Origin of the sequence: Pseudomonas inefficax (assembly GCF_032164165.1) — a bacterium.
Classification (GTDB): Bacteria; Pseudomonadota; Gammaproteobacteria; order Pseudomonadales; family Pseudomonadaceae; genus Aquipseudomonas; species Aquipseudomonas inefficax.
Genome location: NZ_CP134401.1, coordinates 5,589,843 through 5,603,516 on the forward strand (window position 1 = coordinate 5,589,843; position 13,674 = coordinate 5,603,516).

General features: G+C 64.6%; 9 protein-coding genes and 1 riboswitch. Of the genes, 5 read left to right on the forward strand and 4 right to left on the reverse strand.

Features of this window, described 5'->3' with window-relative positions; genetic code table 11:
* The first annotated feature begins 139 nt into the window (after positions 1-139).
* The 3 genes from RIN61_RS25110 (at position 140) to RIN61_RS25120 (ending at position 3,587) form a co-directional block, all read left to right on the forward strand.
* Positions 140-1,237: a sugar diacid recognition domain-containing protein gene (locus RIN61_RS25110; RefSeq protein ID WP_207878986.1), complete on the forward strand. Its 1,098-nt coding sequence runs from the start codon at positions 140-142 to the stop codon at positions 1,235-1,237.
* 127 nt (positions 1,238-1,364) lie between these two features.
* Entirely contained in the window at positions 1,365-2,504 is a 1,140-nt protein-coding gene (locus RIN61_RS25115) for a glycerate kinase (RefSeq protein ID WP_112254002.1), read from the forward strand.
* Between the two features lie 165 nt (positions 2,505-2,669).
* A complete protein-coding gene (locus RIN61_RS25120; RefSeq protein ID WP_243432404.1) occupies positions 2,670-3,587 on the forward strand; it encodes an SMP-30/gluconolactonase/LRE family protein in 918 nt (305 codons plus the stop codon).
* Here RIN61_RS25120 and RIN61_RS25125 read toward each other — a convergent pair.
* The 4 genes from RIN61_RS25125 to RIN61_RS25140 form a co-directional block, all read right to left on the reverse strand.
* On the reverse strand, positions 3,577-4,527 hold the full coding sequence (locus RIN61_RS25125) for a site-specific integrase (protein ID WP_207878988.1): 951 nt from the start codon (positions 4,525-4,527) through the stop codon (positions 3,577-3,579). The two genes, RIN61_RS25120 and RIN61_RS25125, sit on opposite strands and share 11 nt — an antisense overlap.
* A 342-nt stretch (positions 4,528-4,869) precedes the next feature.
* Positions 4,870-7,194: a putative bifunctional diguanylate cyclase/phosphodiesterase gene (locus RIN61_RS25130; protein WP_313854824.1), complete on the reverse strand. Its 2,325-nt coding sequence runs from the start codon at positions 7,192-7,194 to the stop codon at positions 4,870-4,872.
* An 82-nt stretch (positions 7,195-7,276) separates the two neighbouring features.
* A complete protein-coding gene (locus RIN61_RS25135) occupies positions 7,277-8,260 on the reverse strand; it encodes an SCO family protein (RefSeq protein WP_112254006.1) in 984 nt (327 codons plus the stop codon).
* A 56-nt stretch (positions 8,261-8,316) separates the two neighbouring features.
* Entirely contained in the window at positions 8,317-11,706 is a 3,390-nt protein-coding gene (locus tag RIN61_RS25140) for an Ig-like domain-containing protein (protein ID WP_313854827.1), read from the reverse strand.
* 242 nt (positions 11,707-11,948) lie between these two features.
* Positions 11,949-12,063, forward strand: a riboswitch (TPP riboswitch).
* Positions 12,064-12,142: 79 nt separating this feature from the next.
* On the opposite strand from RIN61_RS25140, the gene RIN61_RS25145 reads away from it, so the two are divergent.
* Positions 12,143-12,790 carry a TenA family protein gene (locus RIN61_RS25145; protein WP_252378528.1) on the forward strand — a complete coding sequence of 216 codons (648 nt, stop codon included), beginning with the start codon at positions 12,143-12,145 and terminating at the stop codon, positions 12,788-12,790.
* The gene (gene tenA, locus RIN61_RS25150; protein ID WP_313854830.1) at positions 12,787-13,449 is read left to right on the forward strand and encodes a thiaminase II; all 663 of its coding nucleotides are present in this window, start codon (positions 12,787-12,789) and stop codon (positions 13,447-13,449) included. Before RIN61_RS25145 ends, tenA begins: the two co-directional genes overlap by 4 nt.
* Positions 13,450-13,674: the final 225 nt, after the last annotated feature.

Genomic DNA, 13,674 nt, shown 5'->3' on the forward strand with positions numbered 1-13,674 from the left:
TGTCGCCGCGTCGCCTGTTCCGGCGCTCGCCCTGACGAGTCTCGGGGACTGCGGCGTGCCTGTCTTTGTGCTTTTGCACAGCACTTGCACCGGGCTGCTGTGCCCGAGCCCAAAACCCTGACACCCAAAGGACCGTTCAATGTTCGAACTCGACCATGACCTGGCACAGGATATCGTTGACCGCGCGATGGCCATTCTGCCATGCAACGTCAATGTCATGGACAGCCAGGGGTTGATCCTCGGCAGTGGCGAACCGGAGCGTATCAACACCCGCCACGAAGGCGCGCAACTGGTGCTTGCCAACGGCCGCATCGTCGAGCTGGATAGCGACGCGGCCAAATGCCTGAAGGGTGTGCAGCCCGGGGTGAACCTGCCGCTGATGCTCGATGGCCGATTGATGGGCGTACTAGGCCTGACCGGTGACCCGCAGCAAGTGCGTACCTATGGCGAACTGGTGCGCATGACCGCCGAAATGCTGCTGGCCCAGCGCCATCTGCAGGCCGATCAGCAATGGCGACGGCAGCGCTGTGACGATCTGCTGGCCTTGCTGCTGGGCGGCAGCGGCGATTCTCCGCGATTGCTCGACGAGGCCCGACAGCTGGGCCTGAAGCCCCAGTTGCCGCGAGTACCGTGCCTGTTCGAACTGGCCTCGGGGTCGGCCGCCGAAACCCTGGCGGCATGGTTGATGAGCCGCTACCCGGACAGTTGGTGCGTCAGCCCGGCGCGCCAGTCGTTGTTGTGGTGTCGCCCGTCAGGCGTGGCGCTGGACGAACCTCGCCTGCTGGAGCGTCTGCTGCGCCATGGCTGGGAAGTGGAGCGGCTGGCCCTGGGCTGTGCCGCGCAAAGCCTGGAGCAACTGCGCCGGGGTTATCGCCGGGTGCGCGACCTGTTGGCTTATGGACGCGAGGTACTGCCGGACGAGCGCCTGCTCAGCCTGCAGCGCTACCGGTTGCCGGCATTGCTGTGGCGCCATCGCAACGATGATGCGCTGGATGAGTTGCTGGAGCCGTTGCAGCGTATTCGCAACAAGGACAGCAGTGGGCAGTTGCTCACCACCCTGCGCGCCTGGTGTGCCCATGACGGCCAGAGCCAGGCCTGTGCCGATGCCCTGGGCATCCACCGCAACAGCCTGCGCTACCGCCTGGAGCGAATTGCCGAACTGGGTGAGGTCGACCCCCTGCGCATGGAAGGGATGCTCAGCCTGTACCTCGGGTTGCAACTGCTGCCAGCAGACTGACCGAGACCTGTAGGAGCAGCCACGAAGGCATCTGCCCAAACAACCCGCCGAGCGTTTTGTGCATTTGACCGAGGCCTCCTTGCCAGTCACCTGTCAGCATGCCGCTCATCAGGACAGGAGAAAGCCCATGAAGATCGTCATTGCCCCCGACTCGTTCAAGGACAGCCTCGACGCTGCCGGTGTCGCACGCGCCATCGCGGCGGGCCTGGGCGAGGCCTGGCCGGAGGCCGAGCTGGTCGAGTGCCCGATGGCCGACGGTGGCGAAGGCACCATGGATGCGATTCTCGCCGCCAGCCACGGCGAACTGCGTCGTCAGACCGTACGCGGGCCGTTGGGGCAAAGCGTGGAGGCGGGCTGGGGCTGGCTGCCGCAAAGCCGCACGGCCATCATTGAAATGGCCCAGGCCAGTGGCCTGCAGCTGGTGCCGACCGGCCAGCGCGATGCCTGCCGCAGCAGCACCTGGGGCACCGGCGAGCTGATTGCCGCCGCCCTGGCCGCAGGCGCGCAACGGATAGTGCTGGCCATCGGCGGCAGTGCCACCAACGACGCGGGCAGCGGCATGTTGCGCGCGCTGGGCCTGCGCCTGCTGGACGCCGACGGGCAAGCACTGGAGGAGGGTGGACTGGCCTTGGCCAAGCTGGCCCGCATCGATGCCAGCGACCTCGACCCGCGCCTGGCCGAGGTGCAGTTCGAAGTCGCAGCGGACGTCGACAACCCACTGTGTGGTGCCAATGGCGCATCGGCTATCTTCGGCCCGCAGAAGGGCGCCAACCCACAGCAGGTGCAGGCACTGGACCAGGCCCTGGGGCATTTTGCCGACCATTGTGCGCAGCTGCTGGGGGAGGATGTGCGCGACTACCCTGGCTGCGGCGCTGCCGGCGGCATGGGGTTCGCGGCCCGGGCATTCATGGGCGCGCAGTTCCGCCCCGGGGTGGAAGTGGTGGCCGAACTGGCCGGCCTGGATACCTTGGTGCAGGGCGCAGCCTTGGTGGTGACCGGCGAGGGGCGCTTCGACGCCCAAACCTTGCGTGGCAAGACGCCGATGGGCGTGGCCCGGGTTGCCAAGCGCCATGGGGTACCGGTGGTGGTGCTGGCCGGGACCTTGGGTGAAGGCTACCAGCAGCTGTATGCCCATGGTGTCGATGCCGCCTTTGCCTTGGCCAGCGGGCCGATGAGCCTGGAGCAGGCATGCGCCAATGCCGCTGAGCTGTTGCAGGCGCGAGCTTGTGATATCGGGCGGCTGTGGCGCTGCGCAACGCGAACCTGATCGACCGCTGCAGTCAGCCGCAGCCCGCGCTTGGTCATTGATTTTTTTGTTGTTATCGTAGAGAGGAAAATCGAAGGTAATCAGCAAATGCCCGTCACAGAGCCTTTCCACGACAACGTCGCGGCCTTCACCGACGCCGCACAGGGCCTGGGATTGGCCTGTACCATGACGGTGGCTGAGGTGGACGAGCTGCGCAACCGCCTCAAGGCGTGCAGCTACGTGCCAGTCAACGTCGCCAGCACCCGCGCCGACCTGGGCGAAAGCCTGGTCTGGGATGAAGGCAGCGGGGCGTTGTACTTCGTCGATATCTCTGGCGGGCGCATCAACCGTCTGATACCCGATGGCCAAGCCGAGTGCCTGTACGAATCCGCGGCACGCATCGGCGCGCTAGCGTTGACCGACCAGGGCAACCTGATTTTCACCGAAGACGCCAGCGTGGCCATCTTCGATGTGTCGTTGCGCAGGGTGCGCCGGCATTCGGTTTCGGTTCACCCGCGGTCGACCTACCGTTTCAATGACGGCGCCTGCGACCCGCAGGGCCGCTTCGTGACCGGGCTGATGGACGATGCCCTGAGCGGCAACACCGGGGCGCTGTTCCGCTTTGACGGGAAGTTGACTGACCAGGTGATCCACGACGACATGGCATTGCCCACCGGTCTGGCCTGGTCGCAGGACGGCCACACGGTGTACTTCGTCGATTCGGCGGCGCGCTCGATCTACCGCGCCAGGTATCTGGCCGAAGGCCGGCTTGGCGCGGTCACACTGTTTGCCGAAACCCCTGCCGAACTGGGGCGGCCGGACGGCCTTGCACTGGACCGCGAAGGCGGCCTGTGGGTGTGCCAATACCATGGCAGTTGCCTGCTGCGTTATGACCGCCATGGCCAACTGACCGACCAGGTGCTGATGCCAGTACCGTGCCCTACCAGTTGCTGCTTCGGCGGGGAGGGGATGAATACCTTGTTCATCAGCACCGCGCGCTTCGGCATGAGTGCCGAAGACCTGCACCATTACCCTGATGCAGGCGACCTGTATGCCATCAGCCCGGCAATTGGCGGCATCCGCCGCCACACTTTCAAGGAATAAGCTTTTGCACCTGGCTGGCCGGTAGCACGGCCAGTTCGCCAAAGCGCTGCGCTGCGTCGATGTAGCGTAATGCCGACTTGGCGTCTTTCCAGCCCACATAGCTCATCAGCGCCTTCAGCTCCCAACCGTTGGCCGTGGCCCAGGTGGCGAAGCCACGGCGTAGCGAGTGGCCGGTGTACAGCGCCGCCGGTACCCCGGCGCGCTCCAGCATGCGCCGCAGAAGGCCGACCAGGCTGTTGCTGTTGAGCGCGGTGTCGCCGAGGTTGCCCCAGCGGTCGAGCTTGCGGAACACCGGCCCATGGGCGATGCCGGCGACCTCCAGCCATTGCAGGTAGGCCGTGACCGGGCACAAGGCCTTGAGCGCCGGGGTGCGGTGTTGTACGCCCAGGGCTTCGCGGTCGCCCTTGCTGCGCGGCAGGAACAGGGTGATGCCGACACCGGCCTCGGCCTGGATGTGCTCCACACGCAGGCGTGCCAGTTCATCGCCACGAAAACCACGCCAGAAACCCAGCAAAAGCAGTGCAGCGTCGCGACGCGCCCGGCGCAGGGTGGCCAGGTCATGGCGTTCCCGGGCTTGGCGGGCTTCTTCTTCGAAACACTCCACTGCGCTTTGCAGGTGCTGCAGCAACAACGGCGCGGCTTGCCTGGGTGGTGTCGGGTGCAAGGTGCGGATGCCGCGGAGTACCTGGCGCACCAGCGGCGCCTTGGTCGGGTCGGGGAAACCTTGGGCGACGTGCCATTGGCTGAGCGCCGCCAGGCGCTGGCGCAGCGTGCTGACGGCATGCTGGTCGGCGTGGTCGGCCAGGTAGCGGGCGATGCTCTCGGCCGTGGCCGGGAGAAAGCCGCCCCAGTGGGTTTCAAAATGCTCGATGGCGGCCTGGTAGCTGCGCCGGGTGTTGTCGCGGGTGGCGGCGCGGAGGTAGCGCTCGATGTCGGTCATGGTGCGGGTGTCGGTGGGTGATAGGCACACGATAAACCGAAATGGATTGCCTGTCCTGGCTGCGATGCTGGCGGGATTGTCGGGGGCGCTTTGCGCCCCTTTCGCGACACAAGGCCGCTCCCACATTATCAGCACCGACTTCCAGGCATGCACAGGATCAGTAGGAGCAGCCAATGAGGCAACCTGATGGGGCAAGACAGTTGCTCCCAGAGGGTTGCGCTGCCTGAAGGTCCAGCGCTGAGCCTGTGGGAGCGGCCTTGTGTCGCGATGGGCTGCGAAGCCGCCCCAATCTGGCGAGCCAAGGATGCATCACTCATCCGCTGCTCCCGGCCAGAGCTCGCGTTACACGCAGGCCTTGTCCTCGACACCATTGAACAGCGGGTACTCCCGCAGCTGCGCCGGCGACAGCGGCCGGCTGAAGTGGTAGCCCTGGGCGATATCGCAGCCGGCAAGCTTCAGGCACACCACTTGTTCGCGGGTTTCCACGCCTTCGGCCACTACTTCCAGGCCCAGGCGTTTGGCAAGGATGATGGTGGACGACACGATCGGGCTATCGTCGTGGCTGTTGGACAGCGGCGCAATCAGCGAGCGGTCTATCTTCAGCTTGCTCAGCGGCAGTGAGTACAGGTGGGCGAAGCCGGCATAGCCGCGGCCGAAGTCGTCCAGGCTGATGCCCAGGCCGGCGTCGCGCAGGGTGTGAAGGTGTGCCACCGCCGTGCCTTCGGCGTCGAGAATGGTGGTTTCGGTGATTTCCAGCTCCAGCCGCTGCGGGGCGAGGGCGTACAGCTGCAGTTTGCTCAATAGCCGTGCAGCGAAGTCCGCCTGGCGCAGCTGCAGGGCGGATACATTGACCGCCAGCCGTGTCTCCCGGCCCTGGGCGTCCCAAGCCGACAAGGCCTCGCAAGCCAGGCGCAACACCTCCCAACCCAGCTCGACAATGAAGCCGCTGCGCTCGGCAAGGTCAATGAACCGGTCCGGGTACAGCAGGCCGAACTCGGGGTGGTCCCAGCGCACCAGCGCTTCGTAGCCCAGCACCTGCTGGGTGTCGAGGCGGATCTGTGGCTGGTAATGCAGCACGAACTGGCGCTCGGCAAGGGCGCTGCCGAAGGCCTGCTCGAGGGTGAAGGCGTGGATGTCGGCCCGGTTCAGCGACGGGTCGAAGAAACGGTACTGCGCGCGCCCGGCCTGCTTGGCCGAGTACATCGCGGCATCGGCACTGCGGATCAGGCTGTCGATGTCCTGGCCATCGCGTGGGCAGATACTCACGCCCACGCTGGGGCTGGTGTTGACCTCCTGGCCGTCCAGCGCATAGGTGGCCGACAGCTTCTGCACCAGTACGCGGACCCAGGCATTGATCTGTTCCTCGCTGCGCTCGCCGGCCAGCAGCACCACGAACTCGTCGCCACCAAAGCGCGAAGCCTCGTCGCCGGGCTCGAGCAGGCGCTGGATGCGCCCGGCCACGGCCTGCAGCAGCAGGTCGCCAATCTTGTGCCCGAGCGAGTCGTTGATCGACTTGAAGCGGTCCATGTCGATGAACAAAATCGCCATCAGCCGGCGCTTGCCGCGCTGCCGGGTCAGCGCCTGGCCGGCCACCTCGACGAACTGGCGGCGGTTGTGCAGGCCGCTGAGATGGTCGGTGGCTGCGGCATGGCTGCTGCGCCGGTGTTCGTCCTCAAGCCGGCCGATCAACTGCTGGTTGACCTGCTGGGCCTGTTCCAGCGCGCAGAAGGCCTCCTGGCGCTTGTGCAACAGGCGCAAGGTCCACAGCAGGCTGGCGAGGATCATCAGGGTCATGCTCAGGTTCAGCCAGAACTGCCGGGAATAGGCCAGCGCGGAGGGCGCGAGTATTTCGTCCTGACGTTGGCTGACCACCACGCTGAAACCCCGCTCGGGCAGGCGCCGGTACAGGCTCTGGTACGGGTCGCCGGCTGCGTATTGGGTCAGCATGCCTGTTTCACTGCCGCTTTCCGGTAGCTTGGGCAGCAGTGCGTCACCGGCCACCACCACACCGCTGCTATCGATGCGCAACCGCTCCAGGCCGTCATCCTGCAACAGGCGCACCAGCCCGCTGCTGCCCAGGTCGATGTGCTGTAGCAGCACCGCCAGGTAGCCGATGTCCAGCTGCACCACCAGGATATTGTCGATTTCGCGACCGGGCAGATTGGTCAGCGGCAGCAGGAAGGGTAGCCGCCAGTTGGGCAGGGTGGCTGGCTGGCCGGGCGCCTGCACGCTGGGTAGAAGCGGCTTGAAACCGTAGCGGGCAACGTGCCGCTGCAGCTGGCGCAACCAGTCTTCGGGCAGTTCGGCCGCTTCGTCGGCGTGGCTGGCCGACAACAGCCGGCCTTGCCGGTCGTACAGGCTCATGCGCTTGAATACCGGGTCTTCGGCAAGCATCCGCGCCAGGCTGACACTGCCCTTGCGCAGCACCTTCATGTCGTCCTGGGTAACCCGGCCCACGGCCTGGGCGCGATCTACCAGCTGGCGCAGGCTTTCGCCGACGATACTGGCCAGGTTCAGGTGCTCGGCGGCCTTGGCCGACAGCGCATCCTGGCGGGCGGCGGCCTTCTGCGAAACGTGCAGCCCCCAGAGAAAGGCTAGGGTGGCTGCACAGAGCATCAAAATCAGCAGCCGCAGAAGGCTGGCGGATGAAAGCGAACGGCGAATCACTGCTGATAGTTCCCGACCCTGGGTGATGGGTCGAAAAATACGACAGTAAGATGACAGCCTAATGACTGATGGCTAATTGCCTTTAAGGATTTCCCTTATCTGCCAGGGGTGTCTGCAGGCGTGCGGTTTCTTCCTCCATGTAGTTCATCAGCGCGCTGACTTCGGTATCGCCCAGGCGCATGTTGGGCATGGCCACGCGGTTGTACTGTTCGTACAGCAGCATGGCCAGCGGGTCTTTCTGTGCCAGCATCTGGTCGGGCTCCTTCAGCCAGCGGGTCAGCCAGTTGGCATCACGCTGGCGGGTCACGCCCAGCAGGTCGGGACCGATGCCGGCTTGCCCTGGCTCGGCGTTGCCCAGGGTGTGGCAGGACGAGCAGCGGGTACGGAACAGCTGCTCGCCACTGCTGGGGGTGCGCACCTTGGGAGCCTGAGCGTAGTCATTGGCCATGGCGCTGGCCTGTTTCCAGTTGTGCAGGCTGTTGCCCAGGCGGTCGGCGAGGATGTACGGGTTTTCGAAGGGCGATGCTTTCATCCAGCGGCCGGTGGCCTGGTTGCCGATGATCAGGCTCAGGTTGTGGTCCTTGGAGCGGCCGTTTTCCAGTCCATCGATGTACAGGCCCAGGCTGCGGCGCAATTGTTCGATATCGGCCGGCTCGCCGGTGAGCAGCGTCCAGCCGGGGCCGATACCGAACTTTTCGGCGTAGCGCTTGAGGGTGGCGGGGGTGTCGTTGTAGGGGTCGATGCTGATGGAATAGAGGAAGATATCCTTGCCGACCCGGTCACCGAGGATTTTCTGCACCTGGCGCAGGCGGGCGGTTTCCACCGGGCAGGAGTCGGAACAGCCGGTGAAGATGAAGTTGATGGCAACCACTTTGTCCTTGATCAGGTCGTCGAAGAAATGCACCTTTTCACCGTCCTGGGTGAGCAGGGGGATGTTGGGGAAGTAATCGGCCCCCCAGGGGGTTGCAGCTTCCTCGGCCACGGGGTGCTGCGGTTGCAACGGCCAGAACGGGATGCTGGCGGCGAACAGCGAGAGCACCAGCAGGAAGCGCCATGAACCGGACATGAAGCAGTCCTCGTCGATAACGGGGTTGGGGGCCGCACAGCGGCCCCCGCTTTACCTCACTTGTATCTGACTGGCGCGGTCACGCTCTGCCCCAGCGCCGACTTCACGGTGACCGTCGCTGGCGTGGCCGGGCCGTAGCCCGAGGTGGTTGCCACCAACCGCCAGCTGGCACCGCTGCCCGTGGCGGTCATTGTGGCGATGCCCAGGTTCACCGGGCCGCCGGTAGTGGCCGCGGTCACGGTGATGCTGTTGCCCGAGGCCACCGAGGTAGTGCCAGTGATTTCCCAGGTGAAACGGTTGCTGCTGAGTACCTGTACCGTGGCACTGGTGACCTGGATCTGGTCGCTTACCACTGCCGAGCCTACCGCGATGCTGACCGTGGCCGGTGCTACCGATTCGGCGCCCTTGGCGTCACGCGCCGTGTAGTTGAAGCTGGCGGTGAACGGCGTGGGGACAGAGGCCGGCGGCGTGTAGGTCACCCTGGTGCCATCGGTGCTGGTGTTGCCCTGGCCAGAGTCTGGCTGGCTGAGGCCGACGACAGTCAGCGGCAGGTTGCCTTCCGGGTCGGTGTCGTTGGCCAGCACATTCAGGGTGATCGGCTTGCCGGCCGTGGTAGCCGCGCTGTCGTTGGCTGCGACCGGAGGTTTGTTGGCCGTGTCGTCGTCATGGTCTTGGGTGCGGAAGGTCGGCAGGCCAACCGAAGCCACATACTCCACGCCATCCCAGCCCGGCAGCGGGGTCGGCATCACCTGGAACTGGCCGGGGTGCTCCAGGTCCCAGCGCAGCAGCATCGACGAGTCTTCATGCTGGGTGTTGTGGCAGTGTTCCATGTAGGTACCGGCAAATTCGCGGAAGCGGATCGCCACTTCCACTTCTTCCGAAGAGTCGATGTCCGGCCCGATGCGATACACGTCCTTGCGTGCCCATTTTTCCCATTCTGGCGGTGCCTTGCCGTCGCGGCTCAGGACCACACCTTCCTCGAAGTGCACGTGCACCGGGTGGCTCCAGCCATTGCCGCCATTGATGATCCTCCACACTTCCAGGGTGCCGTCGCCGCTGAAACCGCCGTCGGTGGACTGCTGGGCCAGCTGTGGCGCCGCGCTGATGCGCCGTGGGTCCATGGCGTAGCCAAAGCCGCCGTCGGTCTTGATGGTCCAGGGCTGGGTGTCGGTACCGTCGGAGCGACCGAAGATGAACTCGCGGTGGCGGGCAGCCTTGAGCTTGGCCTGGTCGGCGGCAGAGTTGCGGTCGATCGGCAGCGGCAGCATCTTCATGCCTGCGGCCTTGCCTGGTTTGGCGGGCTCATAGGCTGCTGGATTCATGCTCAGGTCCTGGCCGCTGTAGGGCTGTACCACAAGCTGCAGGAACCTGCCGATTGCCGGGTCGCCGTTTTCCCAGCGAGGGCCGCTGCTGGTGTACTTGATCACCGGCTTGTACTTTTCCGACAGCACGTCGGCCAGCGCGATGGCGCCTTCCGGGCCCTTGCCGCTCTGGTGCTCCTCAAGATTGACGAAGTACAGCTTGTCGCCGACCTTGATGCCGTTCTTGGCGAAGTTGATGATGATGTCGTAGCGCTCGGCGATGCCTTGCAGCGGCAGGATACCGTTGTTGTCCTGCAGGTTGCCGTCACCGTTGAGGTCCAGCGTGCCGTCGAACGGCACGGTGTGTTCCATGATGTTGCCGTCGTTGGCGATCATGTGGAACGGCACCCGCGCATACGACAGGTTGGAGCCGGTAGGGCCTTTGAACTCGCCACTGGTACCGGCAATTTCCCGCACCACGGCGAACTTGAAGTAGCGTGACACCGAGCCGTTGAGGATACGGAAGCGGTAGCTGCGAGCACGTACCTTCAGCACAGGCCGGTACTGCCAGTTGACCAGGATCTGGTCGCCGAGGAAGCCATCGGTGTTGAACGGGTTGAACCACAGCTGGCCCTTGGCATCCCAGGCCTTGTCAGCGATCAGCAGGTTGACGTCGTAGTCGCGGTTGCCCCACGGCATGCCCGAACCACTGGGGAAACGCAGGTTGACGCCATCCTGCAGGGCCTCGTTGCCGCGGTCCAGGGCGCTGTAGTAGTTCATCATCACGGCGTTGCCTTTGTAGACGTTCTGCGCCGTGAAATCCAACATGTGGTCGTGGAACCAGTGAGTGCTCATGGTTTCGCGCCAGTCACCACGGATCTTGATACTGCCGTTCTGGCAGGTTTTCAGGCCTGGCGAGGCGTCATTGACGAACAGGGTTTCCCCCGGCGAGCAGGGGAACGCCGCACGCGCGTCCTGGGCGCGGGTGTTGATGGTGTCGTAGCCGGCCAGCTGCAACGGCCAACGGTAGTCGTAGTACTGGCCGGGGAAGAAATAGGCATTGGCAAAGCCGTCGCTCTCGGCCGGCGAATGGCCGTTGTGTTCGTGTGTGGAGAGTGTGTGCAGGCCAAAGCCGTTGTTGGCCGATGGGTCGATCGGTAGGGCGTTGTAATGGCGCATCAGGATCGGCTGACCATAGCGCGCCATCAGCAGTTTGGGTGGGAAGGTCCCGTCGAAGGTCCATAGCGATTTGTGGTTTTGCAGTGGCATTTTCGGGTGGAAGCGGGTGTCGATGCCCTTGGTGGTGCCCAGCGTGTTCGGGATATCTGAGGTCTGGTAGTACAGGCCGCCCGGGGCAAACTCGCCAACCGCATAGTTGTGCAGTTGCTTGCGGTCACGCAGGCCGAGATTGATGCGCGCACCGGCCTGGGCAGTCTTGAACCCTGCCTGCGGATAGAACTCGTTCCAGCGCTGGTGCGACCAGCCTTTTCCTGGCGGCCGGCCTTCCGCAGGCGAACCGACCGGCTGGCGGTTGAGGAACATCTCGATCTGCGCTTTCCAGGGGTTGCGGTCGAGCACGTTGGAATACTGGGTCGGGAATGGGTACAGGCCCGGTTGTTTGAGGAAGGCTTCCAGAGCCGTGCCGCTAGGGCCGCTGCGGGCCACCACATCAGGGTCCTGCGTCGGTGCTGCGCCGAGGGTGGGCACCGGGAAGGTCAGGGGCGGCGCCGGCAGCGTGGGGTCGAGTCTTTCCGTGCCGAACTCCTCGAACAGCAGTAACTGCTGGGTAAACGGCAGCGCCCCGAACAGCGGGCTGGGCTTGCCGTTGGTTGGGTATTTGTTGTCGGTCTGCAGGGCCGGCGGCAGCACGTTGTTGGCGCGTACCGTGTCGCGGTTGCCATACGCTCCATCGGTCAGTTCGAGTGAGCCTCGATTTGCCTCTGGCATGTTGTACAGGTCCAGCAAGGCCTGGGTCGGGTCAGCCGGCTGGTTGGTGTAGGCCGACGGGTCGGTTGGCGGTGGCATGCTGTTGTCGTCAAGTGGAGCTGCCGTAGCCGTGACCAGCCCAAGGCCGAGCATCAACGTGGTGAGGGTGGAAAGCTGGAATGCGTGCCTGGCAGGGTGGATCACGGCAGGTGTTTTCATTGCCTTTTGCCTCGTTCGCGACAGCATGGCTTGCGGCCATCAATGGCTTTTTGCCCGTTTCTGGGGCTGGAGCAATGGGTATGCCAACCCAAACACGAGGAATGTGTTTCTAAACAAATCCTTGTGGCGCCTGATGTGCGCTAAATACCGTAGCGTCAAAAACGGGTGAAGGTCCCCACTAGTGGGTCCCCCATTGCCCACAGATTGGGTGGTGACAGCAGCGGCGCCCTGGGGTATACCTGAGCGCCACCAAGGGGAGCCTGGCAACGGGCTGAGAAACCGCTGGATGCTGCAGCGCGGTGACCCTTCGAACCTGATCCGGATCATGCCGGCGAAGGGATGGGACTTGAAACCTGCCTTTTTGCCGGCCTCACTGCGAGGCCCCGTCCATGCCAACCATCGCGGTCTCGCTGTCACCCTCATCAAGGACAGCAACATGACCGAACGTTTCAGCCAGTCCCTGCGCCGCCGCAGCGAGCCGACCTGGTCGGCGGCCGTTGGCCATCGCTTCGTCACCCAATTGTGCGACGGCAGCCTGCCGGACCCGATCATGGTTGACTACCTGGTGCAGGACCACCGCTTCCTCGACAGCTTCCTGACCCTGCTGGGCGCAGCCATCGCCACTGCCGACACCTTCGAGGCGCGCCTGCGCTTCGGTCGTTTTGCCGGGATGATCTGCAGTGACGAGAACACCTACTTCCTGCGCGCCTTCGAGGCCCTTGGGGTTAGTGCTGCACAACGCAGCGAGCCGGCCGACACCGTGCCGACCGCAGGTTTCAAGGCGATCATGCGCGAAGCGGCGGCCACCCGTTCCTATGCAGCCGCGCTGGCGGTGCTCAACGTCGCCGAAGGCCTGTATCTGGACTGGGCGCTGAAGGCGCCAAAACCGATGCCGGACAACTTCGTCCACGCCGAATGGATCACCCTGCACGACAACCCGGCATTCCAGGACTTCGTTGCCTTCCTGCAAGCCGAACTCGACCGCGTCGGGCCGCAGGATGCCGCGCTGGCGGGTGACTTCTACCAGCGCACCGTGGCACTGGAGCTTGCCTTCTTCGATGCCGTCTACCCGGAGGACAAATGAGCATGGATATCTTCGACCGCCTCAAGGCTGCCGCCACGCGGCAATGGAACAGCTACATCGACCACGAATTCGTGCGCCAGATGGGCGAGGGTACGCTGAGCGAAGCCGCCTTCCGTACCTATCTGGTACAGGATTACCTGTTCCTCATCCAGTTCGCCCGCGCCTGGGCGCTGGCCGCCTACAAGAGCCGTCGCCCGGCCGACATCCGCGCCGCACAGGCCGGGCTGGGGGCGATTCTGGATGAAACCGAGCTGCACTTGCGGCTGTGTGCACGCTGGGGCCTGACCCAGGCCGATATCGAGGCCGCGCCTGAACACCAGGCCACGGTTGCCTATACCCGCTATGTGCTGGACTGCGGTGCAGCGGGTGACCTGCTGGAGTTGCATGTGGCGTTGGCGCCGTGCGTGATCGGCTATGCCGAGATCGGCCGAACCCTGGCCGAGCGCATCGGCGATTTGAGCAATCACCCGTACCGCGAATGGATCGGCGAATATGCCGGGGAGGGCTACCAAGGTGTTGCAGCGGCGGCGCGCAAGCACCTGGATGAACTGGCGGCACGAAGCATGACCGAGCAGCGGTTCGCCGAGCTGGTGGGGATTTTCGGCCAGGCGTCCAGCCTGGAGGCGGATTTCTGGCAGATGGGGTTGGACGGAGCCTGATTTGCTGCCCTGCATCGGCCCTATCGCCGGCAAGCCAGCTCTCATAGAACTGCACATAACTCATTGAATTAGCAGGGACCCTGTGGGAGCGGCTTTAGCCGCGAACACCGGCGCAGCCGGTGCCATGCACCGCGTTGGACTCTTCGCGGCTAAAGCCGCTCCCACAGGTAAACCACAGCCCTGAGGCCTGCGCAAAACGTGGGAGCTGGCTTGCCGGCGATAGGG